Origin of the sequence: Pseudomonas sp. S09G 359 (assembly GCF_002843605.1) — a bacterium.
Classification (GTDB): domain Bacteria; phylum Pseudomonadota; class Gammaproteobacteria; order Pseudomonadales; family Pseudomonadaceae; genus Aquipseudomonas.
In genome coordinates, this window is the sequence record NZ_CP025263.1 from 1,496,414 (window position 1) to 1,512,151 (window position 15,738).

A 15,738-nucleotide genomic window follows, 5' to 3' on the forward strand; every position below is an offset into this window, starting at 1 on the left:
CAGTCAACCCACTGGCCACACCTCGTGATCGCCGGTCACGAAGATTCGGCAGTCTGCTTCCTGCTCCACCGCATAACCTCCTGTAAATGCGCCGAACGCCGGCAGCAGGCTGATCCTCGAGCCAATCAGGAAACACGGCAGGCGCAAACGCTGCCGCCCTTTGCCGCGCAAGTGATACACCGGGTGCACATGCCCTGCCAGCACGTGGTGGCTGGGATGGGCGTCCGGTTCGTGTTGCAGGGCGAAAGGGCCCATCAACAGTGGCTCGGCGACCACATCGATCCTCAAATCCTCAGGCGGGTCGCCAGCGCGTTTGTCGTGATTGCCACGAATCAAGGTCATGCCAATCTCCGCATTCCGCTCACGCCAGCCCCTCAAGGCGTCCAGCGTGCTGCTGGCATGGGAGCCGGGGCCGTGCAGGAAGTCACCGAGAAAGATCAGCCGTTCGCACGGCAGCGCCGTTATCAGCCGCTCCAGCCGCGCAAGGTTCTCGCTGGTGGTGCCCTGCGGCACCGGCTGCCCCAGGCTGCGATACGCCGAAGCCTTGCCAAAATGGGCATCGGCAATCAGCAGGCAGCGGCGTGCAGGCCAGTACACCGCCTTGTCCGCCAGCAACCATAGCTCTTCACCCTCGAGCGTCAGTGTGCAGTGCATCAGCGCTTCCCGTTATCCGCGACCTTCTCCAGGTCCTTGACCATCCGCGCAATGCGCTCCGAGAGTTTTTCCGAACTCATGCTCTCGCGCATGCGCTCCACCAGCAGTGGGAACGCCAGCGGCGTAGGCCGTTCGATCCTATGCAGGTCGAGTTTCAGCGCCGACAGATGGCGTAACGTCTCTTCCAGCCGACGAATATCCAGCTCATCGCGCAGGACTTCTTCCCCGGCCTGGGCCAGCAACAGGTTCTGCGGGTCATATTGCTTGAACACTTCGAAGAACAACCCGCTGGATGCCTGCACCTGGCGCGTACTTTTCGGCGCGCCGGGATAACCGGCAAACACCAGCCCGGCGATCCGCGCGATCTCGCGAAAGCGGCGCAGGGCCAGTTCCCCGGCATTCAGGCTGGCTGCTACGTCAGCCAGCAAATGTTCAGGACTCAGCAGCGTCTCGTCCAATAAAAGCGGCCACTGCACCGGCGTGGCACTCAGCAATTCCAACCCGTAGTCGTTGACGGCAATCGAGAAGGTCACCGGCTGCGCCCGGCTCACCCGCCACGCCAATAAACTCGCTAGCCCCAGGTGCACCTGGCGCCCGGCAAACGGGTAGAGAAACAGGTGCCAGCCTTCACGCGATTTCAACGCCTCGGCCAGCAAGTGCTCGCGCGTCGGCAACCCAGACCAGCGCAACTGCGTCTGTAACAACGGTTGCACCGCCTGCATCTCCGGGCCGTCGAAATGCCCGTGTGCTGCCGCGTCGAAACGCTCGACCACCGCCTGGGCCAGCTCATTGGAAAGCGGCATGCGCCCGCCATTCCAGCGCGGTACGGCGGCTTTTTTCGCGGTGCTGCGGCGCACATAGGCGGTCATGTTTTCCACCCGGACCAATTCCAGCAAGCGCCCGGCAAACAAAAAACCATCGCCGGGCTTGAGCCGCGCGATAAAACCTTCTTCGACACTGCCCAGGTTTTTGCCGCCACCGCCCTTGCTCCAAAATTTCAGCTGGATGCTGGCGTCACTGACAATGGTGCCTACGCTCATGCGATGGCGCCGAGCCAGCCGTGCATCGGGAACCCGCCAGATGCCATGCTCATCGGGCTCCACGCGGCGGTAATCCGGGTAGGCGGTCAGCGACAGGCCGCCATGGCGCACAAACCCCAGGGCCCAGGCCCAATCGGCGTCGCTGAGGTCGCGATAGGCCCACGCCCCCCGGACTTCCGCCAGTAACGCCTCGGGGGTAAACCCACCGCCCAGGGCCATGCTCACCAGATGCTGTACGAGAACATCCAGCGGCTTGTGCGGCGATTGCCGCGCTTCGATGCGCCGCTGGGCTATCGCGTCCTGTGCTGCTGCAGCCTCGACCAATTCCAGGCTGTGGGTCGGCACCAGCGTCACCCGCGAGGGCCGCCCCGGCGCATGCCCCGAACGCCCGGCGCGTTGCATCAGGCGCGCCACGCCCTTGGCCGAGCCGATCTGCAGCACCCGCTCCACCGGCAGAAAATCCACCCCCAGGTCCAGGCTGGAGGTGCACACCACCGCCTTGAGCTGACCGTCTTTGAGTGCGCGCTCGACCCAGTCGCGGGTTTCCCGGGACAGTGAGCCATGGTGCAGGGCAATCAAACCGGCCCAATCCGGACGCGCCTCCAGCAGGGCCTGGTACCAGATCTCCGACTGCGCGCGCGTATTGGTGAACACCAGGCAACTGCTGCTGCTTTCGACCTCGGCCACCACTTGCGGCAGCATCTTCAAACCGATATGCCCGGCCCAGGGAAAGCGCTCGGCGACCGGTGGCAGCAAGGTGTCGACCCGCAATTGCTTGGCCGTTTGCCCCTGCACATTGATCCCATCGCCTTGTGGGACCAACACCTCCAAGGCGTGGGACTGGTTACCCAAGGTCGCCGAAATCCCCCACACCATCAGTTCGGGATGCCAACGCCGCAGCCGCGCTAAGGCCAGTTGTAGCTGCACGCCGCGTTTGTTACCGATCAGTTCATGCCATTCATCCACCACCACCATGCGCAGGTGCGCCAGGCTCACTTCGCTGTCGGCGCGGGCGAGCATCAGGGTCAGGCTTTCGGGGGTGGTCACCAGTGCGGTGGGTTGGCGGCGGGTCTGGCGCGCGCGCTCGCTGCTGCTGGTGTCGCCGGTACGCAAGCCGACGCTCCAGGGAATCTGCAGGGCTTCAAGCGGGGCCTCGAGGGCGCGGGCGGTGTCGGCGGCCAGCGCACGCATGGGCGTGATCCACAGTACCGTCAGCGGCTCCGCCGGCGCCTTGCGTTTGCCGGTGGCGGGCGCACGGGTGATGGCGAAACGATTGAGCGCGGCAAACCACAAGGCATAGGTTTTACCCGCGCCGGTGCTGGCATGCAGCAGGCCCGATTGGCCGTTGCGCACCGCGGCCCACACGTCTTTCTGAAAGGCGAACGGTTTCCAGCCCTTGGCGGCAAACCACTGTTTGGCGAAATCGAGGGGTTTTGCCATGCGGCTGCGAACACTCTGGAGGGCCTATTCCACAGACCCTCCAGGTGCTGCAAAGGTTTACTTCAAATTGCCGCTCAGGAACTGCTGCAACCGCTCGCTCTTGGGGTTGCCCAGCACATCCTCTGGCGCGCCTTGCTCCTCCACCAGGCCCTGGTGCAGAAACAGCACCTGGCTCGACACTTTGCGGGCAAAGCTCATCTCGTGGGTCACCATGATCATCGTGCGGCCTTCCTCGGCCAGGCCCTGGATCACCTTCAGCACTTCGCCCACCAGCTCCGGGTCGAGGGCCGAGGTGGGTTCGTCGAACAGCATGACCTCCGGCTCCATGGCCAATGCGCGGGCGATGGCCACCCGCTGCTGCTGGCCGCCGGACAGGAACGCCGGGTATTGATCGGCCACGCGGGCAGGCAAACCCACTTTGTCGAGGTAGCGACGGGCGCGGTCTTCGGCGTCCTTTTTGCTGCAACCCAGCACCCGGCGCGGGGCCATGGTGATGTTTTCCAGCACGCTCATGTGGCTCCACAGGTTGAAGTGCTGGAACACCATCGCCAGGCGGGTGCGCAGGCGTTGCAGCTCGGCGTCGTCGGCCACGCGCATGCCGTGGCGGTCGCTGACCATACGGATCGGCTGGCCGTCGAGGGTCATGGCGCCGTCGTTGGGGGTTTCGAGGAAGTTGATGCAGCGCAAAAAGGTGCTTTTACCCGAGCCGCTGGCGCCGATCAGGCTGATCACGTCACCGGTCTTGGCCTTGAGCGAAACACCTTTGAGCACCTGATTGTCGCCATAGCTTTTATGCAGGCCTTCAACGGTCAATTTGTACATGGGGCGTGCATCCTCAAGGCGAAAGTAGGTAGCCGCTACGGTAGGCCTCGGTGCCGGCGACATGGCCGATGACCATCCCGGCAGTGGCCATGCGGCGTAGCGAACGGGCGTAAAGCAGGCCGGCCTTCTGGCAGTGCACAGGCGTTACGCGGTCGGTAATGGGGTCGATGATTTCGGCGATCAGTTGCCCGGCTTCCAGGTATTCTCCGGGCAGGGCGCTGAACACCAGCAGGCCGCCGACCGGCGTCGCCACGGGTTCGACGCCCGCCAGCGGGGTGGCCGGGTAGGGCAGGTCAGGCAAGGGCGCCGCTTCGCCGCTGATGGCGCCGAAGTGAATCAGGTAGTCGATGATCGCCTGGCAATCGAGGGCTGCCAGGCCATGGTTGACATCCCCCTGGCCGCGCAGCTCGACGGTTACCGAAAAGCTGCCCATGGGGATCGGGAAGCGCGCGCCGAAACGTTGCTGCAATTGCCACCACACCAGCGTGAAACATTCATCGAAGGACTGCCCCCCGGAGTCGGTGGCCAGCAAGTTGGCTTCCGAGCCTATATACCGCGCCAGCGCTTCCACCTGCGGCCAGGCTTCGGGGGTGGTGTACAGGTGAGCCACGGCTTCGAAGTCGCAATGCAGGTCCAGCACCATGTCGGCATCGCAGGCCAGGCGTTGCAGCACCAGGCGCTGGGATTGCAACTGGGTGTCGGCGGTTTGCGCGGCCAGGGCGTTGCTCAGTGCGGTACGGATCAGTTCGAGGTTTTGCTGCGGGTCATCGCCAAGCAGCTCCTCGACCTGATTGCCGACGGTTTCACTGAGGTCGACAAACAGGCGATTGAAGTTCTGCCCGCTCTCCAGCTCGTAGCGGCCCAGCGGGATATCCATTAACACCTGTTCCAGGCCTACCGGGTTGGCAATGGGCACCAGCACGATCTCGCTCAACAACCGCCCGGCCGCCGCCAACTCGGCGAGACGCACCTTGAGGTGCCAAGCCACCAGCATGCCCGGCAGCTCATCGGCATGCAGCGATGACTGGATATAAATCTTGCCTTGGGCCTGCTGCGGGCCGAAGTGAAAACTGTGAATCTGCCGCGCCGTGCCTGGCACTGGCGCGATCAGTTCATGTACCTGATGACGCATACGATCTCCTTAGTGACTCGGCCCGAGAAACGCCAGCCAACGGCGCTCCGCCAGCCGAAACAGACCGACCAGGGCAAAGGTCACGGTCAGGTAGATCAGCGCGGCGATGCCAAATGATTGAAACGTCATGAAGGTAGCCGAGTTGGCGTCCCGTGCCACTTTTAGAATGTCGGGGATCGTCGCGGTAAACGCCACCGTGGTCGAGTGCAGCATCAGGATCACTTCATTGCTGTAGTACGGCAGCGAGCGGCGCAGCGCCGACGGCATGATCACATAGGCGTAGAGCTTCCAGCCGCTGAGCCCGTAAGCCTTGGCCGCCTCGACTTCGCCGTGGGCCATGCTGCGGATGGAACCGGCGAAAATCTCCGTGGTGTAGGCGCAGGTATTGAGCGCGAAGGCCAGGATGGTGCAGTTCATCGCGTCGCGAAAGAACGCATCCAGCAGCGGTTGTTCACGCACCGCAGCGATGCTGTAGATGCCGGTGTAGCAGATCAGCAACTGGATATAGAGCGGCGTGCCACGAAACAGGTAGGTGTAGAACTGCACCGGCCACCGCACCAGGCGGTTGCGCGAAACCCGGGCGATGGACAGCGGGATCGACACCAGGAAGCCGATCACCAGGGCGGCGCTGAGCAGCCACATGGTCATGGCCAGGCCGGTGATGTGCTGGCCGTCGCTATAAAGGAAGGGGCGCCAGTATTCCTGCAAGAGTTCGATCATCGCACTGCCTCCCGGGAGCCTGCCGAGTAGCGACGTTCAAGACGGCGCAGGACAAAGTTGGACGCGCTGGTGATCAACAGGTAGATCAGCGCGGCGAGCACCAGGAAATAGAACAGTTGGTAGGTGCTCTTGCCGGCGTCCTGGGCGGCCTTGACCAGGTCTGCCAGGCCGATGATCGACACCAGCGCGGTGGCCTTGAGCATCACCATCCAATTATTGCCGATGCCAGGCAACGCGAAGCGCATCATTTGCGGGAAGGTCACGTAGCGAAACCGCTGGCCACGCTTGAGCCCATAGGCGGTGGCGGCTTCCAGTTGGCCACGGGGCACGGCGAGGATCGCGCCGCGAAACGTCTCGGTGAAATACGCACCGTAGATAAAGCCCAGGGTGATCACCCCGGCGCTGAATGGGTCGATCTCGATGTACTCCCATTCCATAAAGTCGGTAAGGCCGGTGAGCCAGGTTTGCAGGCTGTAGAAAATCAGCAGCATCAGCACCAGGTCGGGCACACCGCGAATCAACGTGGTGTAGAGCTGGGCGGGGATACGCAGGAAGGGCAGGCTGGAAAGTTTGGCGCTGGCGCCGAGCAGGCCCAGCAACACGCTGACGGCCAGGGACAGTACCGACAACTTGATGGTCATCCAGGTGCCTTGCAGCAACAGCGGGCCGAAACCCTTCAAGCTGAGCGCGCTCAACCCGAGGGTTTGCAACAGTTCTTCGAACATAAATCAGGACCTATGGCGATGGAAAAGCGCCCTTCAAGAGAAGGGCGCTTCGGGCATTACTTGCCGCTGTACAGGTTCAGATCGCCAAAGTGTTTCTTCTGGATGGTGGCGTAGGTGCCATCATCGTGTAACGCTTTGATACCTTTATCCAAAAGGGCCTTCAGTTCAGTGTTACCTTTTTTGATACCGACGGCGGTTTTCGACGGCAGCAATGGGTCATCGATGGCGGCGCTGACTTCGTAACCGGCACCGGCCGGCGACTTCAGGAAGCCCAGTTCGGCTTGCAGCATGTCCTGCACGGACGCGTCGAGGCGGCCGGAGGTCAGGTCAGCGTAAACCTGGTCCTGGTTGGCGTAGGCCTTGGTGGTTACTCCGGCTTTGTCCAGCACAGCCTTGGCGTAGGCCTCCTGGATAGTGCCTTGCTCGTAGCCCACGGTTTTGCCCTTGAGGGACTCAGGGGTAGAGAAACCGGCGCCTTTCTTGAACACCAGCGATGTCGGGCCGGAGAACAGCTCGCTGGAGAAGTCGATGGCCTTCATACGCGCGTCGGTAACGGTCATGGACGAAATCACGCCGTCGAACTTGTTGGCCTTCAGGCCCGGAATCATGCCGTCAAAGTCACTTTCGACCCACTTGCACTTGACCTTCAGCTCGGCGCAGATCGCATTGCCCAGGTCGATATCGAAGCCCACCAGGCTGCCGTCGGCCGCTTTGGATTCAAACGGTGCGTAGGACGGATCGACACCAAAACGCAATTCCTTGTATTCCTTGGCCAAGGCGGAACCAGCGGCCATGCACAGAGCCAGTGCAGAAAGGGTCAGCAATGCTTTTTTCATTATTTAATCCCTGGAAACCAAGATAAGCGCTTGTGGCGCATTTAGGACTGTTACTGAACGGTGTCAGACGGATCACAAGTAGCAATTTCTGCACCATAGTTCCGAATGAGCGTTTTAAAAGGTGAGACGAGGGAAATTTGAGTGTAGGAGATGCCCGAAATTGGGCGCTGAAAAAACAGTGCACCATTTCGAGTCATGTCGAGATTCAAATGTGGGAGGGGGATCTGTGTCAGGTCAGGAGGTCTTGCAGGGTGGCCAAATTGTCCGCTTCCTCCACCGCCTTATCCTGCCGCCAGCGCAACATCCTTGGAAACCGCACCGCAATCCCGCTCTTGTGCCGCTTGGACAGGGCGATCCCCTCGAACCCCAGCTCGAACACCATGCTTGGTGTCACACTGCTGACCGGGCCGAATTTTTCCACGGTGGTTTTGCGCACAATGGCGTCGACCTTGCGCATCTCTGCGTCGGTCAGCCCTGAATAGGCCTTGGCGAACGGCACCAGTGTGCGTTCAGCACCGGCCGGGCCATCCCACACCGCGAAGGTGTAGTCGCTATACAGGCTGGCACGGCGACCGTGGCCGCGTTGGGCGTAGATCAACACCGCGTCGACGCTGAACGGGTCGACTTTCCACTTCCACCACAGGCCCATATCCTTGGTGCGACCCACGCCGTACAGGCCCTGCCGATTTTTCAACATCATGCCTTCCACGCCGAGGCTGCGGGAGGCTTCGCGTTGCTGCGCCAGGTCCTGCCACGTGACACCCGTGAGCAGCGGCGAGGGCAGTAGCGAGGGGTGGTTGCACTGGGCGATGACCCGTTCGAGCTGGGCACGGCGCTCGGCTTGGGGGTGGTTGCGCCAGTCGTCGCCCTGGTACTCCAGCAGGTCGTAGGCGAGGACGGCGACAGGGGCATCCTCAAGGATTTTCTTGCCCAGGGTCTTGCGGCCAATCCGCTGTTGCAGCAGGGCGAAAGGTTGCACCGCGTCTTTCCACACCACGATTTCGCCGTCGATCACCGTACCGTCCGGCAGGCCGTTGACCAGGCTATGGAGTTCGGGGAAACGCTCGGTCACCAGCTCTTCGCCGCGCGACCAGACCCACAACCGGCCCTCACGCTTGACCAGTTGCGCGCGAATGCCATCCCACTTCCATTCCACCTGCCAGTCGGCGGGCGAGCCAAGCAGCGCGTCGAATTGCTCCAGCGGTTGCGACAAGCCGTGAGCGAGAAAAAACGGATAGGGCTGACCGCCACGTTGCGCATGCTCGTCGGATGATTCGGCGGCGATCAGCTTGAGGTAGCCTTCGGCTGTCGGCCGATTCGATAGGTCGGTGTAGCCCACCAGCCGCTGCGCCACCCGCTTGCTGTCCAGGCCAGCCATCGCGGCCAGCGCACGGGTGACCAGCAATTTGGACACGCCGACGCGAAAGCTGCCAGTGATCAACTTGATGCACACCATCAGGCTCGGTTGATCCAGTTGCGCCCACAGCGCGGGCAGTCGCTCGGCCAGCTCCAGGGGGGGCAGGCCGCGCAGCGGCAGGAGCTTTTCCTCTAGCCACAGCGCCAGGCCGTCTTCGGAGGTGTAGGACGCTTCGGGTAAGAGCAGGGAAATGGTTTCGGCCAGGTCGCCCACCGACTGGTAGCTTTCTTCAAACAGCCACGGCTCAATGCCCGCGGCCTCAGTGGCCATGTCTCGCAGCAGGCGCGTTAGCACCAATTGGCGCGGCCGCCCGCCGGAGAGGAAATACACAGCCCAGGCCGCATCCTGCGCCGGGGCTTGCTGGAAATAAGTTTGCAGGGCCGCCAGCTTGGCATTGCTGGACGTGGTGGCGTCGAGGTTGGCGTACAGCTCGGCGAAGGCTTTCATGCCGTGGCCTCCTCTTCGTCATCGCCATATTCGGTGGTGAAACCCTGCGCATCCAGGCCTTTTTCCCGCAGGTGGCGTACCAGCACGCCGACAGAACCGTGGGTGACCATCACCCGTTCGGCGCCGGTTTGCTCGATGGCCCACAGCAGCCCGGGCCAGTCGGCGTGGTCCGACAGCACAAAACCGCGGTCCACGCCACGCCGCCGGCGTGTACCCCGCAGGCGCATCCAGCCGCTGGCGAAGGCATCGCTGTAGTCGCCGAAGCGCTTGATCCAACTGCTGCCGCCCGCCGAGGGTGGCGCGATGATCAGGGCTTGGCGCAACAACGGGTCGGTTTTCTTGAAGTCTCCGGCATACAGCGTGTCGGGGATGTAGATGCCGGCCTCGCGGTACACCCGGTTCAGCGGCTCGACCGCACCGTGGCTGAGGATCGGGCCGATGCTCGCGTCGATGCCATGCAGGATGCGCTGGGCTTTGCCAAAGGAGTAACAGAACAACACGCTGGCTTTGCCGGCGGCGATATTCGCCTGCCACCAGTCGTTGATCCCGGCAAAGATCTGCGCCTGGGGCTGCCAGCGGTAGATCGGCAGGCCGAAGGTGGATTCGGTGATGAATGTGTGACAACGCACCGGTTCAAAGGGCGCGCAGGTGCCGTCCGGCTCTACCTTGTAGTCGCCGGAAGCGACCCAGACTTCGCCTTGATATTCCAGGCGCACCTGGGCCGAACCCAGTACATGTCCGGCGGGATGAAAGCTCAGGGTTACACCGTGGTGGACGAGTTTTTCGCCATAGCCCAGGGTTTGCAGGTTGATGTCCTGGCCCAGGCGCGAGCGCAGGATGCCTTCGCCGGGCGCGGCAGCCAGGTAGTGCCCGTTGCCGGTGCGGGCGTGGTCGCCGTGAGCATGGGTGATGACTGAACGTTCCACCGGGCGCCAGGGATCAATGTAGAAATCACCGGCGGGGCAATAGAGGCCTTCGGGCCGGGCGATGACAAGGTCCATGGGCGTGCCAAGGGCAGTGGGCTTATCAGGTAGGAGGGCGGGGTGTCGATAGAAGTTCTATCGGAATACATGCCGTCTAAATGTGGGAGGGGGCTTGCCCCCGATGGCAGTTTGTCAGTCAGCATATCTGTAGCTGATCCACTGCCATCGGGGGCAAGCCCCCTCCCACATTTTTGACCCGGTTCCTTCAGGTGGAACCAGATTATTTACCCGGAGTCAGGGTCAACCGAGCCTTCCCATACACCTTCTCAAAGTTCTGCGGCTGCATCGGGAAGCTCAGGTATTGCGCCTTGAGCGACGGGTCGATGCCATTGGCATAGTTCGGGCTGGCCGGGTTGCCGGACTGGCCGGTGCCGCCCTGGCCCATCATCGGTTCCACTTGGCCGAAGTCGACGATCATGCGCAGCGCCGGAACCTGGCTGGTGTTGAAATCCTGACCCCAAAGGTAGGGCGCCGGGTTCAAGGTGTTGTGATCGCCACCGGACGCCAGTGGGCCACGAATCACTTGGCCACTGGTGTTTTTCCAGGTGGTGCTGTGCAGCTTGCCCCACTGCCAGGCCTTGTGATCCGCGCCGAGCTGGCTGTCGCCGGCGCTGATTGCAGCGGCCAGGCTGCGGGCGAGGATCGCCGGTTTATCTTCTTTTTGCGCGGTGCGCACGTCATCCCAGAACGGGCTGTCTTCGCGGCCCAGCAAGTGGTCGGCCTGGGCCGCGTAGGACAAGCTGGCGTTGCTGACAAAGGCCTTCCAGGTGGCGCTGGTTTCCGGGCCCAGTTCGTCGAGGAAGATCTGCTTGGTGCTTTCCAGCAGGAACAGCTCGTAGATAGCGGCGTCGGCGGAGGTGGCCGACAGGCGACCGTCGAAGGCCATCAGGCGGCTGAGGGCTTCGCGGGCCTTGGCCTGGTCGGCCGCCGGCAACGCGTCAATCGCCTGTTTCAGCGGCTGGGCCGTGCCCGGCGCCTGGAACATGGTCTTGAGCTTGGCGGCGAAGGTGGTGGTCTGGTCGTACTGCATGGCGATCAGGCTGCGGCTGTCATGCTTGCCGGCATTGGCCAATTGCGCCAGGCGCTCGCTGCGCTCCGGTGCATCCCACGAGTTGGACAATTGCATGCCGTAGCCGCGTGGCGCGGTGCGTTGGTTGGCGGTGCCGATCCAGCCTTGGGCCGGGTCCTGGTCGTACGGGTGCAGCATCGCGTCGGCGTAACCGTCCCAGTCAAAGCGCGCATCCCAGCCCGGCGACGGCAACAGGCCTTCGCCCTCGCGGCGGTTGGGGAAGCGGCCGGTGACCTGCCAGCCGATGCTGCTGGCGTCGGCGAACAGCATGTTCAGGGCAATCGCGCGGATATTGCGGGTCGCGTCCGAAGCCTTGCCGGCGTTTTGCGCACGGGACAGGTCGAAGAACGCGTCCAGGCTCTTGTCGTCTTTGAAGTCGGCGGTTTGCAGGGCCAGGCCCAAGCCGGTGGTGAGCGCCTGGCTGCTGTTGAGCAGGGCGCCATGCCGGGTTTCGTACACCACTTCGCGAATCGAGCGTTGGCCTTTGACGAAGAAGGTTTCGTTACGCACCCCAGCCGGTAGCCATTTGCCGTTGTTCTCGTAGTACAACGCGCTGCCTTGGCGTTTTACCTTCTCCAGGAACAGGTCCTGGGTATCGCCTTTGACCGTGCTCATGCTCCAGGCCACGTTGCCGTTGAAGCCGGACAGCAGGGTCGGCAGGCCCGCGATCGACGCGCCAACCGCCTGGTATTTGGGGGCGCGAATCTGCACGTAGCTCCACGGCGACGGGGCCTGCGGCTGGGCGGCGAGGTCGCCTGCCAGCAGGCTCTTGCCACTGCGGCTGCGTTGCGGGCCGATGGCCCAGTTGCTTGAGGTGGTCACGGCCAGCGCATTGAGGCTGCTGAGTTGCTGGCTGACGGCGTCGAGCCCGGCAAGGCCGGTAATCTGGCCCAGGTTCACGCCCTTGAGTTTTTCGGCTTCGGCCAGCGGGACCGGTTCATCCGGCGCGCTCGGCGTGAGCCAGGCGAGTTTGTCGACCCCGACCTTTTGCGCCAGCACCAGGGAGGATATTTCTTCCTGCAGGTTGGCCGACTCGCTGAAATTCAGCAGGCAGAACAGCAGTGCTGAATCTTCCGGCTTCCAGTACTCGGGCTTGTAGCCGGTCTGGGCCAGGTCCGGCGGCAGCTTGTCGCGGTAGCGGAACAGGTAGGCGTTGACGCCACGGGCATACACTTCAAAGAAGCGCTTGAGGCGCGGCGACGAGGCGTTGTACAGCTCGCCGGCGCTTTTTTTCAGGTTGACCGCCCGCATGAAACGGTCGACATCCAGCACCTCGGGCCCGGACATTTCCGCCAGACGGCCCTGGGCCAACAGGCGCAAGGTGACCATCTGCGTGATGCGGTCGCTGGCGTGTACATAGCCGAGGCTGAACAGCGCGTCGTGGAAGGTGTTGCTTTCGATCAACGGCATGCCCTGGGCATTGCGGCGTACCGACACATTCTGTGCCAGGCCTTTGATCGGCTGCACGCCGGCAACCGGCGGGAGGGTGTCCTGGGTGCTCTGGAGCTGGCAACCGGCCAGGCTTAATGCACTGGCCACTGCCGCGGCAACGCCGAACCGGGGAAGAAAATGTGAGAGGGCTGGCGAGGCCATGGCAAAGCTCCTGCGGGGGGTAGCGTCAGTAAAGGCGCTACGTTAGTGAGCGCGGCGAAACGACGCAAGCGGGAGTTTTGGCAATTGCGTGAGAACTTGAGACTGGCGCAAAACAATGTGGGAGGGGGCTTGCCCCCGATAGCGGTGTGTCAGGCACTGATGCTTTGTCTGAACCACCGCCATCGCAGGCAAGCCAGCTCCCACATTTTGAGCGCGTATGACTTCAGATCAGGCCTTCGGCGGATTCACTTTCTGCACCAGTTCATAAGCCCGAACCGTCGCAGGACGCTCCTTGATGCTATTGAACCAGCGATGCAAGTGGGGAAAATCCTCCAGACGCTGGCTCTGCCACTTGTGGGAAACAATCCAAGGGTAGATCGCCATGTCGGCAATGCTGTAGTCCTCGCCTGCCACGAACGCGCGATCCGCCAGGCGTCGGTCCAGCACGCCGTAGAGGCGGGCGGTTTCGTCCACATAGCGCTTGATCGCGTAGGGGATCTTCTCTGGTGCGAACTGGCTGAAATGGTGGTTTTGCCCGGCCATCGGCCCCAGCCCGCCCATTTGCCAGAACAGCCATTGCAGCGCTTCCTGGCGACCGCGCAGGTCTTTTGGAATGAACTGGCCAGTCTTTTCTGCGAGATACAGCAGGATAGCGCCGGATTCGAACAGCGAAATCGGCGCGCCGCCGTCGGTCGGTTGGTGATCGACGATGGCCGGAATACGGTTGTTGGGAGCGATCTTCAGGAAGTCTGGCTTGAACTGGTCGCCCTGGCCGATGTTGATCGGGTGCACCTCGTAGGGCAGGCCGGCTTCTTCCAGGAACAGCGATACTTTGTGACCGTTAGGGGTAGTCCAGTAATACAGGTCGATCATGAAGCTCTCCAATTGAGCGAATGCCTGTAGGTATAGGTGATGTTCAGCGTACGAAAATTCAATGAAACATTTGTGCATACCCTTAGAAGTGTTTCACACCGGCCCATCCACCAACACCTGCAATGACTGCCGCGAACACCGCTCGATGCGCGCCCGAACGCGATACACCTCGGCAAACAACAGCGGGTTGAGCACGTCATCCGCCGCGCCGCTGGCATACAAGCGGCCCTGACGCAGCACGGCAATATGGTCGGCAAAACGCGCGGCGAGATTGATGTCATGCAGCACCACCACCGCGATCAGGTTGTGCTCTCGCACCAAACCGCGCACGCACGCCATGACTTTCAACTGGTAATTGAGGTCAAGGGCGCTGGTGGGTTCGTCCAGCAGCATGACCTGGGGGCGGCGCGCGATCAGTTGGGCAAGGCTGACCAACTGGCGCTGACCACCGGAAAGGGTGCTCAGCAGTTGATCGGCCAAGTGCTCGATGCCGATGCGCTGCAACGCCTCGAAGGCTTCACGCAGGCAGGCTTCGCTGGACAGCGCAATGCCGTCCACATGGGCCACGCGCAAGGCGGCGATCACGCTTTCCATCACGCTGAGGCTCAGCCCCGGAGGCAGGTTTTGTGGCATGTAAGTGACGCGCCGCGCGCGTTCGGCTACGGACATGGCTGACAGGTCGAGGTCGCCCAAGCGCACAACGCCTTGCATCTTTTCCAGCCCGGCCACGGCACGCAGCAAGGTGGACTTGCCCGCGCCATTCGGGCCGATCAAGGCGGTAAGGCTGCCATGGGGCAGGGTGGGCAGGCTCAGGCCATGCACGATCTGCCGCCGCCCGTAGCTCACATTGGCGTTGTGTACCGACAAACCCGCATTCATAACTGCCTCCCACGCTTGAATACCAACAGCACAAAAATCGGCACGCCCACCAGGGCGGTGACGATGCCCACCGGCACGATCACGCCAGGCATGATCAGCTTGCTGGCGATCGACGACAGCGCCAGCAGCAGCGCGCCGGTCAAGGCGCTGGCGGGCAGCAGGAAGCGTTGGTCTTCGCCGACCAGAATCCGCGCGATATGCGGACCTACCAGGCCGATAAAACCGATGGTGCCTACAAAGGCCACGGCGGTAGCCGACAACAGGCTGATGCGCAGCAGTGAGAAAAACCGCAGGCGTTTCACGTCCACGCCGAAGCTTTGCGCACGGTCCTCGCCCATGCGCAGCAGGGTCAGGCGCGGTGCAGCGGCGAAGGAAAATGGCAGTACCACCGCGACCACCAAGGCCAGGATGCCGAGCTTGTCCCAGTTGGCGCGGGTTACGCTGCCCAGGGTCCAGAACACCAGTTGTTGCAGTACGTCTTCAGTGGCCACCAGTTGCAGCAGGGCCACCACCGCGTTGCAACTGAACACCAGCGCGATACCAAACAGCACCAGGCTTTCAACCCCGGCACCACGCAGCCGCGACATGGCTTGCAGCAAAAATACCGAAGCGGCGGCGAAGATGAACGCCGAGATGGAAATCGCCGTGTTGGCCGACACCCACAACGTGGTCACCGGAAACACGATCACCAGGGACGCGCCCAGCGCCGCCGCCGACGACACGCCCAGGGTGAACGGACTGGCCAGCGGGTTATTGAGGATCGCCTGCATCTCGGCCCCCGCCAGCGACAGCGCGCAGCCCACCAGCACCGCCATCAATGCGTAAGGCAGGCGCACGTTCCAGATGATCACCTGGTCGGTGGCGCTCAGGTGGGACGGGTGCAGGATACCATCGAGCAAGGCCAGCAGGCCCATGCCCGACGGGCCGCAGGCCAGGTCCACCAGCATCGCGCAGACCAGCGCCGTACCGAGCAGGCCCAGCAGCCAGGCCCGCCGCGCCAGCAGGCGGCGATAGCCGTGGGTGGCGCTGGCGAGGTCGAGGGTTTGAGTGGTCATGTGGCTCACACCGTTTCGAAAACAATGAAGATCTGAATGTGGGAGCGGGCTTG

13 protein-coding genes are annotated in these 15,738 nt (G+C 62.7%); all 13 read right to left on the reverse strand.

The window, feature by feature from the left end:
- Window positions 1–3 precede the first annotated feature (3 nt).
- The 13 genes from pdeM to CXQ82_RS06815 all read right to left on the reverse strand — a co-directional run bounded on the left by pdeM (window position 4) and on the right by CXQ82_RS06815 (window position 15,685).
- Window positions 4–654, reverse strand: coding sequence for a ligase-associated DNA damage response endonuclease PdeM (gene pdeM / locus CXQ82_RS06755; protein ID WP_101267299.1), 651 nt, complete (start codon window positions 652–654; stop codon window positions 4–6).
- The gene (locus tag CXQ82_RS06760; RefSeq protein WP_101267301.1) at window positions 654–3,134 is read right to left on the reverse strand and encodes a ligase-associated DNA damage response DEXH box helicase; all 2,481 of its coding nucleotides are present in this window, start codon (window positions 3,132–3,134) and stop codon (window positions 654–656) included. The genes pdeM and CXQ82_RS06760 overlap by 1 nt, the downstream gene beginning before the upstream one ends.
- 57 nt (window positions 3,135–3,191) lie before the next feature.
- The gene (locus CXQ82_RS06765) at window positions 3,192–3,956 is read right to left on the reverse strand and encodes an ABC transporter ATP-binding protein (RefSeq protein WP_101267303.1); all 765 of its coding nucleotides are present in this window, start codon (window positions 3,954–3,956) and stop codon (window positions 3,192–3,194) included.
- 13 nt (window positions 3,957–3,969) lie between these two features.
- Window positions 3,970–5,088 (reverse strand): succinylglutamate desuccinylase/aspartoacylase family protein, encoded by a 1,119-nt coding sequence (locus CXQ82_RS06770; protein WP_101267304.1) that lies wholly within the window; start codon window positions 5,086–5,088, stop codon window positions 3,970–3,972.
- Between the two features lie 9 nt (window positions 5,089–5,097).
- Entirely contained in the window at window positions 5,098–5,808 is a 711-nt protein-coding gene (locus tag CXQ82_RS06775) for an ABC transporter permease (RefSeq protein WP_101267306.1), read from the reverse strand.
- Window positions 5,805–6,533 (reverse strand): ABC transporter permease, encoded by a 729-nt coding sequence (locus tag CXQ82_RS06780; protein WP_053137181.1) that lies wholly within the window; start codon window positions 6,531–6,533, stop codon window positions 5,805–5,807. The genes CXQ82_RS06775 and CXQ82_RS06780 overlap by 4 nt, the downstream gene beginning before the upstream one ends.
- 56 nt (window positions 6,534–6,589) lie before the next feature.
- The gene (locus tag CXQ82_RS06785) at window positions 6,590–7,369 is read right to left on the reverse strand and encodes a transporter substrate-binding domain-containing protein (protein ID WP_101267308.1); all 780 of its coding nucleotides are present in this window, start codon (window positions 7,367–7,369) and stop codon (window positions 6,590–6,592) included.
- A gap of 229 nt (window positions 7,370–7,598) precedes the next feature.
- Window positions 7,599–9,233 carry an ATP-dependent DNA ligase gene (locus tag CXQ82_RS06790; protein ID WP_101267310.1) on the reverse strand — a complete coding sequence of 545 codons (1,635 nt, stop codon included), beginning with the start codon at window positions 9,231–9,233 and terminating at the stop codon, window positions 7,599–7,601.
- Complete coding sequence (locus tag CXQ82_RS06795) at window positions 9,230–10,234, reverse strand: ligase-associated DNA damage response exonuclease (protein WP_101267312.1); 1,005 nt, start codon at window positions 10,232–10,234, stop codon at window positions 9,230–9,232. Before CXQ82_RS06795 ends, CXQ82_RS06790 begins: the two co-directional genes overlap by 4 nt.
- 202 nt (window positions 10,235–10,436) lie before the next feature.
- Window positions 10,437–12,878 carry a penicillin acylase family protein gene (locus CXQ82_RS06800; protein ID WP_101267314.1) on the reverse strand — a complete coding sequence of 814 codons (2,442 nt, stop codon included), beginning with the start codon at window positions 12,876–12,878 and terminating at the stop codon, window positions 10,437–10,439.
- A gap of 228 nt (window positions 12,879–13,106) precedes the next feature.
- Window positions 13,107–13,751 (reverse strand): glutathione S-transferase N-terminal domain-containing protein, encoded by a 645-nt coding sequence (locus CXQ82_RS06805; protein ID WP_101267316.1) that lies wholly within the window; start codon window positions 13,749–13,751, stop codon window positions 13,107–13,109.
- Window positions 13,752–13,844: 93 nt separating this feature from the next.
- Entirely contained in the window at window positions 13,845–14,630 is a 786-nt protein-coding gene (locus CXQ82_RS06810; protein WP_101267318.1) for an ABC transporter ATP-binding protein, read from the reverse strand.
- Window positions 14,627–15,685 (reverse strand): iron ABC transporter permease, encoded by a 1,059-nt coding sequence (locus tag CXQ82_RS06815; RefSeq protein WP_101267321.1) that lies wholly within the window; start codon window positions 15,683–15,685, stop codon window positions 14,627–14,629. The genes CXQ82_RS06810 and CXQ82_RS06815 overlap by 4 nt, the downstream gene beginning before the upstream one ends.
- Window positions 15,686–15,738 lie beyond the last annotated feature (53 nt).

What these genes read in the sequence shown, in the direction of transcription:
- pdeM (WP_101267299.1), bottom strand. Translation starts at nt 654, where the DNA reads ATGCACTGCACACTGACGCTCGAGGGTGAAGAGCTATGGTTGCTGGCG.
- CXQ82_RS06760 (WP_101267301.1), bottom strand. Translation starts at nt 3,134, where the DNA reads ATGGCAAAACCCCTCGATTTCGCCAAACAGTGGTTTGCCGCCAAGGGC.
- CXQ82_RS06765 (WP_101267303.1), bottom strand. Translation starts at nt 3,956, where the DNA reads ATGTACAAATTGACCGTTGAAGGCCTGCATAAAAGCTATGGCGACAAT.
- CXQ82_RS06770 (WP_101267304.1), bottom strand. Translation starts at nt 5,088, where the DNA reads ATGCGTCATCAGGTACATGAACTGATCGCGCCAGTGCCAGGCACGGCG.
- CXQ82_RS06775 (WP_101267306.1), bottom strand. Translation starts at nt 5,808, where the DNA reads ATGATCGAACTCTTGCAGGAATACTGGCGCCCCTTCCTTTATAGCGAC.
- CXQ82_RS06780 (WP_053137181.1), bottom strand. Translation starts at nt 6,533, where the DNA reads ATGTTCGAAGAACTGTTGCAAACCCTCGGGTTGAGCGCGCTCAGCTTG.
- CXQ82_RS06785 (WP_101267308.1), bottom strand. Translation starts at nt 7,369, where the DNA reads ATGAAAAAAGCATTGCTGACCCTTTCTGCACTGGCTCTGTGCATGGCC.
- CXQ82_RS06790 (WP_101267310.1), bottom strand. Translation starts at nt 9,233, where the DNA reads ATGAAAGCCTTCGCCGAGCTGTACGCCAACCTCGACGCCACCACGTCC.
- CXQ82_RS06795 (WP_101267312.1), bottom strand. Translation starts at nt 10,234, where the DNA reads ATGGACCTTGTCATCGCCCGGCCCGAAGGCCTCTATTGCCCCGCCGGT.
- CXQ82_RS06800 (WP_101267314.1), bottom strand. Translation starts at nt 12,878, where the DNA reads ATGGCCTCGCCAGCCCTCTCACATTTTCTTCCCCGGTTCGGCGTTGCC.
- CXQ82_RS06805 (WP_101267316.1), bottom strand. Translation starts at nt 13,751, where the DNA reads ATGATCGACCTGTATTACTGGACTACCCCTAACGGTCACAAAGTATCG.
- CXQ82_RS06810 (WP_101267318.1), bottom strand. Translation starts at nt 14,630, where the DNA reads ATGAATGCGGGTTTGTCGGTACACAACGCCAATGTGAGCTACGGGCGG.
- CXQ82_RS06815 (WP_101267321.1), bottom strand. Translation starts at nt 15,685, where the DNA reads ATGACCACTCAAACCCTCGACCTCGCCAGCGCCACCCACGGCTATCGC.